Below are 15541 nucleotides of genomic sequence, written 5' to 3' on the forward strand. Positions count from 1 at the left end.
TCACCGGTTGCGATTGGCGTTGGCGCCAGCGGCGTCACGCGCATCACGGTCGCGCTGGCGCACCACCCCGGCATAATTTGCCGAGAGGTTCGCCTGGTTCATGGCCGCGATGTAGGACTGGCGCATCTGCGAGCGCTGGCGCAGCACCTCGTCGCGCAGTTCGCTTAGCTGCTCGATGCCCTTGGTCAGGATGCGCGTCTGGCAGATGTTCGTGTTGTCCGCGTCGGCCGCGCCCGCCGTCGTCACGCCGCGCTCGGCATTCTGCAGCGCAAAGTCGATCGAGCGGGTGAGATCATTGAGCATCTGATAGGCGAGGGTGAGGGCGACCAGCTCGTCGGTGTCGGCGATCACGCTGTCGGTCAGGCCCTGCCGCACGCCCCATTCGAGCAGGCGGTAGACCGGCAGGGTCCGCACATTGGCGACGAACTGCTTTTCTTCTGTCGTCAACGCGGCGCGGGTACGGATCTTGGCGGCCACCGATACCATCCTTTCCCGCGCCAGCAGCAGAGCGCCGCGCCCGGCGCCGCTCACCGAGCAATCCGAAGCTGTCGCGGGAATGTTGAGCGCACGGGTGGGCACCCGTCCGGTCAGGAAATCATCGGCGCTCTCGCTATCCTGGCGCGGGCAGGCGGGGATGGCCGAGAAGAGCGGCACTTTGTCCTTATCATCCCAGCGCATATAGACATCGCCGACCCTGGCACGCATCACACCCGCCCAGTCGGACGCACCGACACGCGCGGCAGCATGGCCCAGCAGCGAACCGGTCTTGAAGATGTCGGTGACCTCGACTGGGCAATTGGCCAGCGCGTCCTTCAGATCCTCGGTCGGATTACCCTTATTAGCTTGGATCTTCTCCCGGCTCTGTTGCCAGCTATTGGCATAGCCTGCGCGGATCGACTTGTATCCGGTCATCTCCTCGACGATCCCCGACATATTATCGTCGCCTTTGGCAATCTGAACCATGCGATTGGCGAGACGGCAGTCGTTCACCTGGATGGAATTGAGATAATTGGTCGCTGCCTCCATCTTCGAGATGATGTTACCCATTTTCTCGTCGAGCGTTTCGAGCAGATACTGGAAAGCGACGGCTGGCGCAGCCTGCAGGATCGTCTCCAGCTTCTGGACCAGATAGTCGGGGTCGAGAAACGACATGCCCCCTAAAAACATGTCGATGCCCCCGCAGCCCGCCTTCACCTTGGGAAGCGTCAGGCTCATGAGATAATCGTCATGCACGTCGACGCGACCCGACATGCCGCCCGCGGTCACATAGCCGCGGGTCTGGTCCTCGAAGCTGCCCGGCGAGCTATAGGTGACATTATCGAACCAGCTTTCGGCCCAGCCTTGGGCATAGGCAGGGGCCGCCTGGCCGCATGACGCGACGAGGATGGAGAAGGCGAGGGTCAGACGATATGGATGACATCGCATGGCAGGTTCCTCATGAAAATGGACATGTGACGCTGCCCCGCCATGATCAGCGTCGCTTTGGGTTAGAGGAGGTCAGCGCCCTCACGCCGACGATCCCGGTAAATTTCGACATGGCACGCACGCCTACCGCTGCCCGGGTTCCGGTCAGCATCCGGGCTGCAAGCCAGGCGTTGCGCGCAATATTGGCGCTATGGTCGGTGCCGATCGCGATCGGCACCATGCGGTTCGGGTCGGCAAGCGGGCGCACCCATGCGACCGGGTTTCCGACCCAAGGAAGGCCGAGACGTCCTGATCGCAGCATCGCTTCCTCTTGCCCCAACGTCCGGACGTGCCAACCATAGCGGGTACGAAAAGCGGAAAGCTTGGTCCACAGATCGCCGCATGGCAGGCAGCCGGGCGATGTGCTCATCTCGATAGTGTAGAGCGACGCTTGGCCACGCAGCATGCTCTCGAAATCGGCAGGAAAGTCTCGCGTCACCGGCACGCGGGCCAGCCAGAGACGCATGTCTGCGGCTGTCGACACCGGATGAATGGCGGCTCGCCTGGCAAGGCCGCGATCCGTCGGCTGCGCAGCGGCTGTTGCGGGCGTCTGCACCGATATTGTCAGCAAGATAGCCCAGGCGAACAGGGCCTGCGCGAGGCGCGTCACGGCCTTGGCCCCTGGGCATCGACGAGGTCGCCGCCGATCACGCGCGGATCGGTCGCGGAGACGGGTCCATTGGCGAGCGCATCGAAGAAGCCGTCTTCCTCGCCGGCTCCCGTCAGCCATTGTTCGGGCCGGATGTCGCCGCGCAGCAGCCGGGCCGCCTGATAGGCCATCTGGGCGAGATTGGGATAAGTCTCGACGCCTGCTGCGATTACCATACGCTGGGCGCTGTTCCGGCGAATGACCATGGTGGTCGGCGTCACCTCGACCCCGAAGCGCTGGCCGAGTTCGGGTTTGCGGTCGAGATCCATCAGGCTGACCTGCCAGCCCATATTCTCCTGGAACCGCTGGACGATCGGCCATTGCACCTTGCAGTAGCCGCAGGAGTCCCGTGCGAACATGACCAGCGCAAATTCCCCGGCATGCGCACGCAGATATTGGCGGCGGACCTGGTCCTTATGTGCGCCCAGCGCATCGCGGGCCTCGCCCACCATCGGATTGGCGGCCCGGGCATTGAGCTGCGGATAGGTGAGCATCGCAAGCTGGGTGACGCCGGCAAAGGCGCGTGCCTTGCGCCGGGCAAAATCCTGCAACCGCCAGAAGTCGGCGACCGCATCGATCGTGAGAACGGTGGCGGCATAGTCGCGCTGCTGTTCGATCAGCTTGGCGATCCGGGGCGGCGCCCATTTGGCCAGTTCAGCCATCGGCGGTATGACGGGTTTTGGGATGACATCATCGGCCGCTTCTTCCGCAGCGCTGGCCTTTGGGGTTTCATACCACCAATAGCCGCGTGTTCCGCGACCTCCCGGGCCTGGAGGCACAGGCTGCGCACCCGCAATATCGACGGGCAGAAGCAGCATTGCAACCAAAGCGAGGAGGCGCTTCACAGCAGCTTTTCCATGCGGGTGAGCCGCTCGACGGCAACCGGGCCGTAATAGCGGCTGTCATATCCGTCGGGATGTCGCGAGCCGACGAAGATCATTCCATCGGGAATATGCAGACTTTCCGGTCGCCAACGGTCAAGCGCCTTGCCGCTGCGCGCTAAGGGTTTGGCGATGCCCATCAGCCTGCCGTTGCAATAGTAGCAGCCGGTCCAACCGCGACCCACGGTGCCAGGCTTTTCAACCATCACGATCCGGTCGCCTGGCAAGCACAGCGCATATTTGGTGACATTCACTGGCTTGGGGCCGGCAATCGGATCGGACAGAAGGAACGAGACGAGGTCGCCGTGACGGATCGGGCCGAGGGAGCGGTGCACGACCCACGCATCGATGGAGGGCGTCATGACCAATGTGATCTGCGGCATCGCCCACCAGGCAAAGAGACCAATCGGCAGTACGATCCCATAGGCCTTGAAAAGCTGACCCGAACGGGGCGGCTGCCCAGGACCAGCAGCGCCCAGCGCCACGGCTGCGCGCAGCGGCAGATCCTTGAGTTCGCGCCAGACCCGGTTACTGGCGCGCCATGTGAGCAAGAGCATCCTGCACCTCCGCCTTGCCGCCAAGGCGGCCATATTCCTCGAGAAGCCCGGACAGGGCAGCATCGCCCAGCACGAGATGCGCTGCGCGCGGGCTCGCCTCGTCGCGCTCGCAATAGGGCCGGGTCGGATCGCCTGGGATCATCGCCAGCGCCGGCACCTGGCTGACGCGATGCTGCCGGAAAATCAGTGGATCGACGATCAGCTGCACGTCGCGCATGGCGCAGGCGGGACCTTCGCATCCCGGATCGCGGCGCAGTATCGCGGCTGATAATTGCGCCATCGGTCCAACCTGCCGCATCCCGCCCGGCATGCCGCGAAAAGCCATGACGCCCCCGGCCCGTTCGAGCTGCCCTGCGTAAGTGCGCAGTGTTTCAACCGGCATGGAGGAGGACACAAACAGTAGCGGGAGCCACTGGTTCGCGCTGCTGCCGGAAACAACGCCAGCCAATGCCGCTTCTTTGGGCTGTTCAAGGCCCAGGGCCTGCGCGATCCGCCGACTGGCGGTGTCCCGTTCGATGGCCAGGGCTTTGCGCGTCGCCGCGACGTCTGCCTTGACGCGATCCGCCATGGCAGGATCCTGCTTGCGCCTGCTTATCCCCTCGAAGGCGCGGCGCTCCGCGCCAGCGTCGGCTTTTGAGGGCAGAACGGGCGAGGCTTTCGTTGAAGCCTTCGCCTTGGCGGCAGCCCGCTTCACGCGCTCCATAGCCGCGTCACCCTGATCCTGGATGCGCGTACGCGCATTTGCGCTCGTCGGCTGTTCTGCCAAAGCCTGCGGTTCACTTGCTCGCACCGATGCGGGATAGAGCGCGAGAGCCGCCAGAAGCAGGGCGCACCTAGTTGCGGATCGTCTGCATATGGGCATCGATCTTGTCCTTCATCTCGATCTGGATTTCGGATTGGGCGCGCGCCTCGATTTCCGCATAATATTCGGAGAGGTCCATTTTGCTGAAATCGAGCGCCTGGAATTCTTGCGGGCTAAAGCCTCGGCAATAGGGTTGCTTCGCAGTGCCCCAGCCGATGGCGCTAAAGGCCTTCAACTGTGGGCGGCCCTGTTCCTGGATGATACGGCCAAGCTTTGTGTTGAAGCAGCAATGGCCCCGCGCCTTCTGGACGCACACGCCAAGGATGCTCGACGAACAATAGCTGCCGATCTCATGGCACATGCCCGAACCGCGCAGCATGCCCACTTCCATATCCTGCTGGTCGCAACCTTGGAGCAGGAGATCGATCATGAAGTTGACCGCTAGGCTGATCGCGATCGATGTGGGATCGATGCCGACGATGATCGCATTGGCACCGGCACTCGCTGCCTGGCTTGCGGTCGCGCCTGCCTTGAAGGCGGTGTAGGCGGCTTTCATGCCGGTGAAGACGCCCTTGGCCACCGCGATCTTGGTCGTAATCGACGAATTCGATCCGCCCATGCCGTCCTTCACGATCTTGCCCTTGTCCTTGCAGCAATTCTGGAAGGTGGTGCTGAGTCCGGCAGGACGGCAACGCGCGGCGCGTCCGGAGAAGATCTCGATCGTGCCAAGGCAATGGCCATCGGCATCGACGGTGCCGTTGGCCGCGACGCCGGGATCATCCACCACCGGCTCCTCGACGATCGGATTGGCGCTGGTGTCGATACAGGCGTTGGCCGAGCAGCTTGGCGCGCCGCCGCTGGCCGGCACAGCGCAGGCATATTGCTCGCCGAGCGGGCACCGCATCGCTCCCGCTCCATCCGTCTCACACGGTGTTTCGCCAATGGGGCACATCCATCCGCCCGCGCCGGTCAGATGGCAGCTTGCCGTTTCGCCGTCGTCCGCCGCATCGCCATTGCCGTTAAGATCGACAGCGCAAAGCTGCTGAGCGCTTGCGGTGCCGGGGAATAAGGAACCAGCGCCGACGAGGAGGATCAGCCCCAAAAGCAAGATATGCAGCGACCTCATCGCACGGCACTCGTGCAGACCATGTCGGCGCCGCCCAGATGTACGGTCTGCATCATCACTACCGCTTCGGGAAAATCATCGATGCAGCCACAGCCCTGCACCAGTTCCTCGCCCTCGCCCGCAGGGCAGACATCATTCTCCTGGCAGGCGTGATAGTGATAGTCCCAGCCCAAGGGATCAGTCTGTCTGGAACCGGTCACGCCATCGGGGGCTGCGGCTATATTGACCTGCGCCTTGCGGGTTTTGCAGATGGGCTCGCAGGCATTGACGCTGCCGGACACGGGCAAGGAGAAATTGCGGGTTGTCAGGCTATGGCTGCCATCGGCATTCTTGACCCGGTCAGCGAGCAAAGTCTCGGTCGAATGATCGATGATATAGGTGCCGCGGGAGAGATCGGGCTGTGGGAGCGCGCCGCTATCGACCGTGCAGGCATAGCTGCGCTGGCGTTCGAAGAAGGCGCGGCTGATCGTGGTCGCGCAAGCACCCGTGCCGATCAACCGCGTTTGGGGCAGGGGGGTGAGCCCGGTCTTGACGCCGTTGCGATAGGTGATGACGCCATCGACATTCTCATCGTCGAGACGGCAGGCATTATTGGCCGCATAGCCCGAACAGCTATCGACAAGCTGCTCGCTCGACTTGCAGCCGGCGTCCACCTTCGCGTCGATCGCCGCATAGGCTTCGCCGCCATCGGCAACCGCGACCCGCAACCAGATATCATGATCGCCTTGCGTCAGCCTGGAGGTGAGATCGAGGCCGGGATCGACATAGAAGGCGCTCTTCTTCTCGCATTTGCCCGGCGGCGGTCCCGATCCGGTCCAGACTTCCGGGCCAGAGCCAACCAGGTCTCCATCGATCCTGATCTGCGCCCAGTCGTCCCCGCCAAAGCGGGTCAGAAGTAGCTGCTGAAGCCTTGCGGCGTCCTTGACCCGCAATGTCATGTGAAAATCGATAAGCGTGCAGGATCCGCCTGTGAGGCTATTATCGGTGGGCGAGCCCATGACGAAGGTGCGGCTGCTTGGGTCTGTGGCATAGGTTGAGTAGCCGCCCGCCACACGATCGATGATCATCTCGGCGGCTATTTCTTCCTGCGTGATCTGCCGGGTGATCGCGCAGCCTCGGCGCACCTGCGACGTGCCGGTTCCGGTCGACGACTGGACAAGCGCCTGGAAAATGCTGCTCGTTTGCGCGGCGCCATAGGCGTCGCCCGCGATGGCGCCCGGATTGGCCTTATACGCCGTGGCGCCCACCTGCGGCTGCGCCGCGCAGGATGTGGTTTGCGCGCCGGTATAGCGGATGAGCGGGCCATCGATGGCGGCCTGCGCGATGCCGATACGCGGGTCGGCCGTGGTAAGCGCGCCGACAACGCCGCCGCCCAGATCCTTAAGGATCGAAGCCATATTGCCCCAGACCAGATTGCTGCCGCAGCTATTATTGACGCAGTAACAACCGGCCAGATCGGTCAGCTCGACCGGGGACAGCTTCAGTGCCCCGGATGCAGAAGCGTCCCAGCGGAAGAAGCGGCATGCGTCCCAGCTGCCCGGCGCGCAGGAGATGATCCCATTGGCGCAAATCCCGGACGTGGGGACCGGAACGGTCAATGCCTCATCGAAGCTTCCGTCCAGATCGCTGTCGCGCGAAATGCTGAGCATGCCGATATCGCCGGTGGCACTGGGCTGGGCGAGCAGTTCGAGCAGCGTCGCGCTTTTCTGGCAGGCAAGATTGGGGGTGAAGGTCTTTTTGGTGTCGACCGTGGTGATGGGCTGGCCCGCCAGCCCCGGCGTCACATAATTGCCCAGCAGCGCATCGCTGTCAGCGCTCTTCGCCCGCGCGGCGGCCGCCGCGGCGCGGGCGCGGTCCTGCGCGGTCTGCGCATGGAGCGGGGCAGGCAGGCTGAGCGCTGCGAGAAGGGCGAGGGTTGCTGTCCTCATGGCCGGTGCTCGACCGGATTGATCTGCCGCGACCCGCGCCGCAGCCGGAACAGAAATATAGCTGGAACAGGGTCGGCAAGCTCTGCCCGGAATACAGCCTGACCTTCAAAAACGGTCAGCATGGCCACGACCACATGCGGCGAAGAGGGGACCGCCGCATGATCGTCTGCATGTGTGGCCACGCTGACCGTCCGACCGGTGCCGCAGGGGGGATGCGACACCGGCCTGACCGCATGGGGAACGCCTGGCTCGGTGGAATGACGGGCAGACCATCGGCTGATGCCAGACGAGGGCATGCGGATCGGGAAAGGCGACCTGTTCATGGCGTCGAAACCCCGGCGCAGCAGATCGTCTTTTCAAACAGCATGAACTGGGCATTGTCCTTGCCCGGCGCATGTTTGGCACTGGTCCACAGCGCGCCTGGCCGCCCGACATTGACGCACTGGCCGCCCTTGACCGGTTCCATCAGCTGGAACTTGTAGCGGCTCTTGGTCCAGACCGGCTGCGGGATGAACGAGCAGCCGTCCGCTGAACTGACAGTGAGGGCGCCGAGCCGACCCATCATGAAGACGCCGCGCGCAGCGAGTCCCGCCCATGCTTCGACGCTGTCGCCAAAATGGATGTCGCCAGCGATCGGATAGGTCGCGCCCCAGGATCCCATGCACCAGAAGAGCGGATCGACGACCTTGCCCGCAGCCGCTGCCGCGCTGTCGGCCATGCAGGCAAGGCCAGCGGCCGGATTGCCGAACAGGATTGCCTCTGGCTGGATGATCGCGCCCAAAGTCGCCGACTGCCAGGTCGGCAGGACCTCCGTGATCAGCGCCACGTCGAAGCCATCATCCTCGATGCAGGGCAGGTCGGTGAACATGTCGAGCATCTTCCAGACCGGCGCGATATAATAGTGCATCTGCGCGAACATCTTGCGCGTGTTAGTGCCGTCGGCGATGCTGGTGTGGCTGCCCTGCAGTCTGCCGCCGGTCGGCATGATGTCAGCGCCCAGCGCCATCATGCAGCCGGGCTCGGTCACAATATCGACCATGCGATTGGGCGACCAGAAGCTGACCTTGACGCCAAACCAGAAGGTCACGCCCTTGCGGCACGCACATAAAGGCTTGGAGGCCGATTGTGCGTCGAGCGCCCTGCCGAGCGGATCGCTCGGACCCACCTTTACCCCGCCGATGGTGATCGGGAAGATGCAGTTCCAGCGCACCTTGGTGATCGGGTTGAAGATCGTGCCCGCCTCGCATTTGGAGGCATGGGCGGGGGACGCGATCGCCAGTGCCGCGAGGGCTGAGCCGAGCGTCAAAACGCGTCGGACAGAGAGCATCTTCATCGCGCAGCCCTCCGCAGGCTTGGGGCCATGACGACCTCGGTCAGCACCAGCTTTTGGCCCGCCTGCGCGACGATCACCGGGGCGACCGTCAGGCCGAGCCGTGCCTTGACGCGCTCTTCGAGCAGAAACAGCGCCCGGCCGTGTCGTTCGCCCAACGTGATCGCATCGGCGTGTGCATCTGCGGTCTGGGAAAGACCACCGGCGGCAAGCAGGATGAAATCGGCGGGCCTTGCGGTGCGCAGCGCCCAGGCCAGATCGCTGGGGTGCACGACGATCAGCCGTTGGGGCAGCGTGACATAGGCAAGCGGATTGAAGCTATAGCCTTTGGCGTAAAGCAGCTTTCCGCTCGGCAGCCGAATATCCTGATCGAGGGTATAGAAGGGCACGACCGTTCGGCGGCGATCGTCGCGGGCGATGCCGAGCGTGGCAGGTTGCATGGCCGACCAGCGCTCGCGCGGGCCGAAGGCGGCTTTCATGTCGGGAACATGCGCGGCGCGGCTTTCGATCTCGCTCAGCGCATCGGGCTCGGCGATCGGCCAGGTGCGCCCGATAGTGCTGGTCGCAGCGGTGACGGGCGGCTGCGTCATCAGCCCGGTCATCAGCGCCAAGGGCGCTATTACTCGTAGGGCATGACGAGGGTGGCCTCGGCCCATGCTTCTAGCGCCCATGACGCCGTCTCCAATATGGCGCACGGTTCTCGCGCGCCTCGCCGATCGCGGCGCTGATCAGCGCGGCTATCGCAATCACCGCTATGACCGCGCTGAGAATGCGGACGACCGCGGGCGCGGTCGGCAATTGCCAGGCGACACAGGTTTGCACGAGCGCAAGGCCCTGGCTGCCGATCAGCAGACGGATGGGTCCTGGCGCGGGCGTGGCGGAGAAGATGCCGTTCACATCCGCCTCCACCACTGGATGATGGCATGAAAGCGCTCGACAATTGCGTCCCAGGGAATCAGGATCAGACCTGTCGAGCCCGCGCCCATTCCGGCGCAGATGCCGATGAACATGCCTTCGGCAAACGGCGCCTGGAAGAGCCAGGCTGCGGCAAATGCGCAAAACGCGGCATTGGCGATGCCGCCGGTCACCAACAGGGCGTAGCTCATCCGCGCAAAGCGGCGTTCCGCCTGGATAACCGTGACGATCGCCTGCGCAACCGCGTCGATACCAAGTGCCGGGTTGCTCACGCTGCGCGCATAGGCAAGGAGCCCATGGACATCGTCTTCGACGTCCAGGCCAAGATCGAAGCCATTGGCGTGATCGGCTTTCATTGCGCCCTCCATTGCCGCAAGCGTGAGAAGACCATCCCGCACGCGCCCGACAGGCCGATCAGCAGCAGGCCGCTCGCACAGCAGGCGGCAGCGACGAGGATGCCCGCCCGTATGGCCTGGAGCGGTGGCTGATGGAGCGCGATCCCGGCTATGATGACGAGACTGCCCATCATGCAGGTTTCGATCGCGACAAGCCGCAGTCGCCAATGGAAAGCGGCGGCCTCGGCGCGGCGGGCGACACGCGCTTCGATCATCGCTTCGATCGCCGGGTCATTTTCCCAGTCGAGCGCCAGCTGATCGGGATGGGTTGCAGGCTTGTGCGTCATGCTACCCTCCCCTCCTGGCGAGTATCTCCGCCCAGTATTTGGGCTGGATCGACACCGGCCAGTTCGCAGACCGCCTCCAGCGGATTGCGACCGGCCCGCACGAGCGCCTCGAACGCGGCAACCTCATTGGGCGCAGAAGTATTGATCCAGTAGCTGAATGGATCGACCACCAGTCGCGCGATGCCGAGGCCCAGCGGACTATCGATGAACACTTCGGAATAGTTGGGCTTGGCGTTGCGGACCGATTTCAGAAGATCGAGGACGAAGCCTGAATAGTCGAGGATCTTGTTATCCACCGCCTTGTCATAGGTGGAACCCTGCAGCAGGAATTTGGTCGCGGCATTTTCCAGGATCACCTGTCCGGTGCCGCCAAAGAGCATGAGGTCGTTCATGCTTTGGAGCACGATACCAAAGCTCCCCTGATATTTGCGCGCGCGGCGATAGCCCTGGTCGAACGCCTCGGCGAGACGGGAGAGGTCCTGCCCGTCGCTGCGGGTCATGAACTGCGCGGCCTCGTCGCACAGCACGAAGCGGGGTTTGTCGCGGGCCGAGAGATAAAGCTCCTGGGTGACCGCGTTTACCACCACCATGACGATCACGTTGAAGAGGTCTGGTAGCGCTTTTAAGCGTTCGAGCTCCAGCACCACGAACTCGTCGCGCGAGATGTCGAGTGTCGAAGGACCATTGAAGAAATGGCCATAGGCGCCCTGCGACCCGAAATCGCGCAGGTTGAACGCCAGTTCGCGCGCGACCGGCACCAGATGGTCGACCCGGTCGAGGTCGGAGGCGGCATTGTCGGGATAGCGGCCGAGCCAAGCGCGCACCGCGTCGATGCCATCTTCGCCGCGCCCGCTGTCGACCGTCCATTGCACGGCGGATTTAAGCAGGTTCCATTCCGATGTGGTGACCGGCTTGCGGGTCGAGGCATTCGCCATTTCCGCGACGATCGCGACCGCCATGGCGATCGCCGACTGCTTGTCTTCGCCATCGAGCGCGAGCCCCATGTCGAAGGGATTGAGGACGAGGCGCTCCTCGCCGATGTCGATATAACGCCCCGAGCAGAGTGTGCAGAGCTTGCGGTAGCTGCCGCCGATATCGATGATGCGGATGAGCGCGCCCTGCGCATAATATTGTTGGCACAAATTATTGAGCAGGAAGCTCTTGCCTGCGCCGGACTCAGCCGAAACGATGAAATTATAATTGTTGATGCGTGGGTCGAAGAGATCGAGCGTGATGAGCTGGCCCTTGCGTCCGACATAGAGCAGGGCCGGGCGGCCACCGCCGCGAAAATCGGTCTGGACCGGCACCATGAGGCTTGCGGCCTTCACGGCCATGCGAAAATCGCGTTCCAGCAGTTTCAATGTCTGCTTTTCGGGATAGAGCCCAAAGGGCAGGCTGGCAGCGAGCAGTACGGGCAGCAGATAGCTTTCTTCCTGCACCATGAAGGGCAGGGGTTCTGATTCCCACAAGCGCTTGGCGCGCGCCGCCATCTCACGCGCCTGGGCGCTGTCGCGGCCGAATACCCACATGGTAGGGATCACCGAGACGAAGCGACTGTTGGATGCTTCATCGAGAATCCAGCCAATCTCCTCGATCTGCTTGCCAACTTCGACTGCAAAACTGCCCGCGGCCTTTTGCGCGGAGAGGATCTGCGCGCGCTTGTGGATTTCGAACTGCGAATGGTCGAACAGGACCGAGAGGCAATAGAGGAACGGCCCGCCGATCTGGTCGCTGTCCTCCGCAGAGCCGCGCATCCCGCCCATGAGGCGGTTGGCGCGCTCGGCGGTGATCCGGCGTGCGGGCGCTTTGGGCGTGAGGCAACGCGCCACCTGGTTGCCGAGAAACACCTCCGGGCCTTCGAAGCAAAGGTCAGGTCCAGCCTCGATAATCTGCCGCGCGATCGATGGGGCGGGCATGCCGCCCATGCTCTCGCTGAGGAATACCCCCGGCGCGGGCGCGAAGACGCCGTTGAAGATCCGGCGATAGAAGCTGACCAGTTCGTCGGGCGGTAGCCGTCGGATACCCATCTTCGCCAGTTGCTCTTCCACCTGGCGGCGCAGGTCCGCGCCGAGCTTCACCCGCGTCTTGATCGCGAGGAACAACCGGAAGTCGCGTACAGGAATGGCATGGAGCGCATCCAGGCCCTTGGTTCCGCCGCGCAGATAGTCGGCGGTGCGCCGGGCCGAGGCCTGGACCAGCGGGTCTGGCCTGACCTTCATATCGAGATAGGCGTCAAGCGCCGGGTCGATCAGCGGATCGGCAAAGGTGATGAGCTGGAGGACCGTGCCCTCGGGAAAATGGATATTGAGCAGCCCGAGCAACGCCTGTTGCACATGGGCGAACATATAGGCGGACGGCACAAGCTCCCAGGCCTGGCCCCAGCCATCGTCAATGCAGAGGAAAGCTTCCTCCTCATCGACCCAGGCGACCATCGGCAAAAAATCCGAATAGGCGTCGCGGGTCACGGCGGCGCGCAGGCGCTGATAGCTCAGACTTTTGTTGCCGGGCCGCACGCTCATGGCCGTTTCTCCGGATGGATGGCAAGCGGCATGGCCTCTTGCGTCGGCACGTCTGTGCTGCCCGGTTCGGGCTCGCGCATCGTGCGCAGCACCGGTGGCGCAGGCGTTCGCCCGCCCGGTTCCACCAGATAGTCGCCCACGACCCAGGCAGGCCGGTCGATGATCGAATAGATATAGCGCGCCATATAGAGCCGGTCGGGGCGCTGCTTGTCGGCATAGGGAAGGATCAATGTCCGGATGGTGCGCGAAGGGCGCAGCATCGGCGATCCGGGAGCCTCGATCAGCGCGCCGACATGGCGCTGGCCAGGTTGCGCCATAGCCGAGGGTGTCGCCGCAGCCCTGGCGGGCCCCTTGTCTATGCTGCGGGCCCGCTTCTTGTCCGGAGCGAGCAGCTTGTGATCAAGGGTGACGGCAGGATCGGATTTTGAGGCGCGGCCCGCGACCGCATCGGCATAGGCTTGGCCCGGATGAATGCACTGGCCATGGTCGCTATTCTTGCACGAGAATTTCTCGCTATAGGGTGACATCACCGATCCCATGGTCGCGCAGCCGGGCAGCGCGAGAAGGGGCAGCAGGAGGAGGCAGGGTCGGAGCATCTTCATGGCTTTGTCTCCCATGGGTGCGGACATCAGAATTTGCCTCCTGCACCGGGTTTGATTTCGAGGGTGGCGCCCTCCTGGATCACCACGACCACATCCTTGGCGGCGCCCACCTCGACGATGGGACCAGCCTGGCGGGCGAGATCGAGATAGAAGTCGGTGAGCTTGTCCGAGGATTTGGAGAGCCCCCCGGCAATGCCCGTCCTGGCGGCATCGCCGGCATCAAGCGTGCGCACCGTGCCCAGCGCTGAGGTCGAGGTGTTGCCGAACGTGCTTTCGACCGACTGCGAAATGCCGCTGATGGTCCCGGCAATGAAGGCGCGCGCCAGCGTCGCCCCGGCGCGCGTCACCACCTTGCCAGACAGGCCCTTCTTGCCGTCGGTATCGACGAAGAAGCCCTTGACCGGTTGATCGACGATCGAATGCTCGTCGAAATCCACGCAGGAGAGCGATACGAGCTGGACCTCGACCCGCTCCTTGGCAAGACTCCCGGTGGCGTTGCCGACCACGAAGCAGCCCGCTAGATTGGCCTTCACCTCATTGGGCAGGACGGCGGGCGCCTGCACCCGGGCAATGATGGGTTCAGGATTACTCGTCGCGTCCCGGCTCGCCAGCGCGTCGATCCCGGTCAGGAGCCGCGCCTTCATGAAACCAGGCGGTAAATAGATCGTCCGACTCTTTTTTTTCGACGATGCGGCATGGTCGGTCGCGCCCTGGGCCATGACCTGACCGGTCGCCGAGCCGATCGCGCCGACCGTCTTTTCGACCGGTGGTGCCGGTGGAGCAGGCGGCGCAACTGGGCCGGTGGGCGGCGCAGGCAGCCTGTCGGCATCCGCGCTGATATCGCCGGTTTCGGGCGGGTAGGGCAGCGCTGGAACGCTGTCGGGCAGGGCGGGAGGCAGGTCGGCATCCATGGTCTGGCCGCCTGGAGCCGTCGTGTCGCCCCGGAGCACTTTGCCTTCCTCGATCGCGCTGACCCGGTCGCCCAGCAGCTGCTGGCCATCGAGAACCTTTTTCAAATCCCCGCGCAGTTTGACTTCAAGACTGTCGCCGCGCAGTCCAGCGCCCATGTTGAGCGTTGCGGCGGGATCGGCGGGCTTGACGTCCTCCTTGCTGCCCGATGCCGCGTAAAGGCCTATCCCGAGCGCACCGACAGCGACACCGACGGCGAGCTGGCGCGCGCGCAGTTTCTGCCGCGCGGACATTTTGGCCCACTGCGCCTTAAGGTCGAGCAAGGCCGGAGACGGACGGCGCGCGGCGTCATCCTTCGGTCCGGCGCTCTGGGCGGCAAGATGGGCCTGATAGGGCGACAGGCCTTCCGGCGTCTCCGCTGCGTCTTTGCTCTTGTCGCCGCTCATTGTCCGCCTCCCCGGCGCACCACGACAAGTCGGGCCGTTTCGCCCGCATCAAGGCGGACCCGGTCCAGCGTGACTGAAAAAATGCCTGCCCCAAGCGCCGGATCGACGAGCTGGCGCTCGTCCAGCGTCACCGCTGCCATGGTTCGCACATGATATTGCGAGGCCGAGAGCCCGGCACCCTCGACGGCGATACGGCGTTGTTCGGTTATCGACAGGCCTGGCAGCGCCGCAATGCCGACCGCTTCGCCCGACGGCGCGACCTCGCTGAACGAGGCAGGGATGCGATCGTCGAGCAACGCCATGGTGATGGAGACGGCACGATCTTCATCGGCCAGCGCAGCCATCAAGGCGCTATTGGCCTGGGCACGCTGGCGTGCGCCGGGCACGAGTATCACCGTCTGCGCTGGAATTTCCGCCGGTTCAGCATAGAGGGGGTAGGTCGCGCCGTTGCAATTGACAAAGAACTCGGAAGGTTGCGTCACATAGCTGCGCGTCACTTGCCCTGCGTCGTCAATCTCGCGGGCGAGGAACTTGATCCAGGCGTCCGATCCGCCTTTCTCGACGGCAAGACCTTTCTCGGCCGAGAATTTGATATCCTCGATCTCGCCGCCTTCGCACACGACATGGTTGATGTCGCGGTTGGAGAGACGGATCCGACTGGTCTGATCGGGCAGCGCATGGAGCGTCTGACCTGAGGCCGGGATCGCCAGCAGCATGAACCCGGTTAGAGC

The 15541-nt window shown here is 63.8% G+C and carries 17 protein-coding genes; all 17 read right to left on the bottom strand.

Features of this window, described 5'->3' with window-relative positions:
• The 17 genes from D0Z70_RS15290 to D0Z70_RS15370 all read right to left on the bottom strand — a co-directional run bounded on the left by D0Z70_RS15290 (position 1) and on the right by D0Z70_RS15370 (position 15526).
• A complete protein-coding gene (locus tag D0Z70_RS15290; protein WP_119747958.1) occupies positions 1-1425 on the bottom strand; it encodes a conjugal transfer protein TraH in 1425 nt (474 codons plus the stop codon).
• 46 nt (positions 1426-1471) lie between these two features.
• Entirely contained in the window at positions 1472-2074 is a 603-nt protein-coding gene (locus tag D0Z70_RS15295; RefSeq protein WP_119747960.1) for a hypothetical protein, read from the bottom strand.
• Complete coding sequence (locus D0Z70_RS15300) at positions 2071-2958, bottom strand: conjugal transfer protein TraF (RefSeq protein WP_119747962.1); 888 nt, start codon at positions 2956-2958, stop codon at positions 2071-2073. Before D0Z70_RS15300 ends, D0Z70_RS15295 begins: the two co-directional genes overlap by 4 nt.
• Positions 2955-3551, bottom strand: a complete 597-nt coding sequence (locus D0Z70_RS15305; protein WP_119747964.1) for a S26 family signal peptidase — start codon at positions 3549-3551, stop codon at positions 2955-2957. Before D0Z70_RS15305 ends, D0Z70_RS15300 begins: the two co-directional genes overlap by 4 nt.
• A complete protein-coding gene (locus D0Z70_RS15310) occupies positions 3523-4119 on the bottom strand; it encodes a type-F conjugative transfer system pilin assembly protein TrbC (RefSeq protein ID WP_338054906.1) in 597 nt (198 codons plus the stop codon). The genes D0Z70_RS15305 and D0Z70_RS15310 overlap by 29 nt, the downstream gene beginning before the upstream one ends.
• 265 nt (positions 4120-4384) lie before the next feature.
• Positions 4385-5479, bottom strand: coding sequence for a conjugal transfer protein TraN (gene traN, locus D0Z70_RS15315; protein WP_119747968.1), 1095 nt, complete (start codon positions 5477-5479; stop codon positions 4385-4387).
• Positions 5476-7407, bottom strand: a complete 1932-nt coding sequence (locus D0Z70_RS15320) for a hypothetical protein (RefSeq protein WP_119747970.1) — start codon at positions 7405-7407, stop codon at positions 5476-5478. Before D0Z70_RS15320 ends, traN begins: the two co-directional genes overlap by 4 nt.
• Positions 7404-7589 carry a hypothetical protein gene (locus D0Z70_RS25410; RefSeq protein ID WP_239018940.1) on the bottom strand — a complete coding sequence of 62 codons (186 nt, stop codon included), beginning with the start codon at positions 7587-7589 and terminating at the stop codon, positions 7404-7406. The genes D0Z70_RS15320 and D0Z70_RS25410 overlap by 4 nt, the downstream gene beginning before the upstream one ends.
• Before the next feature lie 137 nt (positions 7590-7726).
• Positions 7727-8740 carry a TraU family protein gene (locus tag D0Z70_RS15330; protein ID WP_119747974.1) on the bottom strand — a complete coding sequence of 338 codons (1014 nt, stop codon included), beginning with the start codon at positions 8738-8740 and terminating at the stop codon, positions 7727-7729.
• On the bottom strand, positions 8737-9327 hold the full coding sequence (locus D0Z70_RS15335; RefSeq protein ID WP_239018941.1) for a conjugal transfer protein TraW: 591 nt from the start codon (positions 9325-9327) through the stop codon (positions 8737-8739). The genes D0Z70_RS15330 and D0Z70_RS15335 overlap by 4 nt, the downstream gene beginning before the upstream one ends.
• 70 nt (positions 9328-9397) lie before the next feature.
• Positions 9398-9634 carry a hypothetical protein gene (locus D0Z70_RS15340; RefSeq protein WP_239018942.1) on the bottom strand — a complete coding sequence of 79 codons (237 nt, stop codon included), beginning with the start codon at positions 9632-9634 and terminating at the stop codon, positions 9398-9400.
• Positions 9631-10008, bottom strand: coding sequence for a hypothetical protein (locus tag D0Z70_RS15345; RefSeq protein ID WP_119747979.1), 378 nt, complete (start codon positions 10006-10008; stop codon positions 9631-9633). The genes D0Z70_RS15340 and D0Z70_RS15345 overlap by 4 nt, the downstream gene beginning before the upstream one ends.
• Positions 10005-10334, bottom strand: coding sequence for a hypothetical protein (locus D0Z70_RS15350; RefSeq protein WP_119747981.1), 330 nt, complete (start codon positions 10332-10334; stop codon positions 10005-10007). Before D0Z70_RS15350 ends, D0Z70_RS15345 begins: the two co-directional genes overlap by 4 nt.
• Positions 10331-12853 carry a TraC family protein gene (locus tag D0Z70_RS15355; protein ID WP_119747983.1) on the bottom strand — a complete coding sequence of 841 codons (2523 nt, stop codon included), beginning with the start codon at positions 12851-12853 and terminating at the stop codon, positions 10331-10333. The genes D0Z70_RS15350 and D0Z70_RS15355 overlap by 4 nt, the downstream gene beginning before the upstream one ends.
• On the bottom strand, positions 12850-13455 hold the full coding sequence (locus D0Z70_RS15360; RefSeq protein ID WP_182913979.1) for a TraV family lipoprotein: 606 nt from the start codon (positions 13453-13455) through the stop codon (positions 12850-12852). Before D0Z70_RS15360 ends, D0Z70_RS15355 begins: the two co-directional genes overlap by 4 nt.
• Before the next feature lie 26 nt (positions 13456-13481).
• A complete protein-coding gene (locus D0Z70_RS15365; RefSeq protein ID WP_119747987.1) occupies positions 13482-14810 on the bottom strand; it encodes a TraB/VirB10 family protein in 1329 nt (442 codons plus the stop codon).
• Positions 14807-15526 (bottom strand): type-F conjugative transfer system secretin TraK, encoded by a 720-nt coding sequence (locus tag D0Z70_RS15370; RefSeq protein WP_119747989.1) that lies wholly within the window; start codon positions 15524-15526, stop codon positions 14807-14809. Before D0Z70_RS15370 ends, D0Z70_RS15365 begins: the two co-directional genes overlap by 4 nt.
• Positions 15527-15541: the final 15 nt, after the last annotated feature.

Source organism: Sphingobium terrigena, from assembly GCF_003591655.1.
Lineage (GTDB): Bacteria > Pseudomonadota > Alphaproteobacteria > Sphingomonadales > Sphingomonadaceae > Sphingobium > Sphingobium terrigena.

Bases quoted from the DNA above. Each gene is read 5' to 3' on its own strand.
- D0Z70_RS15310 (WP_338054906.1), bottom strand. From the start codon at position 4,119: ATGGCGGATCGCGTCAAGGCAGACGTCGCGGCGACGCGCAAAGCCCTG.
- traN (WP_119747968.1), bottom strand. From the start codon at position 5,479: ATGAGGTCGCTGCATATCTTGCTTTTGGGGCTGATCCTCCTCGTCGGC.
- D0Z70_RS15330 (WP_119747974.1), bottom strand. From the start codon at position 8,740: ATGAAGATGCTCTCTGTCCGACGCGTTTTGACGCTCGGCTCAGCCCTC.
- D0Z70_RS15360 (WP_182913979.1), bottom strand. From the start codon at position 13,455: ATGAAGATGCTCCGACCCTGCCTCCTCCTGCTGCCCCTTCTCGCGCTG.
- D0Z70_RS15355 (WP_119747983.1), bottom strand. From the start codon at position 12,853: ATGAGCGTGCGGCCCGGCAACAAAAGTCTGAGCTATCAGCGCCTGCGC.
- D0Z70_RS15335 (WP_239018941.1), bottom strand. From the start codon at position 9,327: ATGACGCAGCCGCCCGTCACCGCTGCGACCAGCACTATCGGGCGCACC.
- D0Z70_RS15350 (WP_119747981.1), bottom strand. From the start codon at position 10,334: ATGACGCACAAGCCTGCAACCCATCCCGATCAGCTGGCGCTCGACTGG.
- D0Z70_RS15365 (WP_119747987.1), bottom strand. From the start codon at position 14,810: ATGAGCGGCGACAAGAGCAAAGACGCAGCGGAGACGCCGGAAGGCCTG.
- D0Z70_RS15320 (WP_119747970.1), bottom strand. From the start codon at position 7,407: ATGAGGACAGCAACCCTCGCCCTTCTCGCAGCGCTCAGCCTGCCTGCC.
- D0Z70_RS15370 (WP_119747989.1), bottom strand. From the start codon at position 15,526: ATGCTGCTGGCGATCCCGGCCTCAGGTCAGACGCTCCATGCGCTGCCC.
- D0Z70_RS15290 (WP_119747958.1), bottom strand. From the start codon at position 1,425: ATGCGATGTCATCCATATCGTCTGACCCTCGCCTTCTCCATCCTCGTC.
- D0Z70_RS15345 (WP_119747979.1), bottom strand. From the start codon at position 10,008: ATGAAAGCCGATCACGCCAATGGCTTCGATCTTGGCCTGGACGTCGAA.
- D0Z70_RS15305 (WP_119747964.1), bottom strand. From the start codon at position 3,551: ATGCTCTTGCTCACATGGCGCGCCAGTAACCGGGTCTGGCGCGAACTC.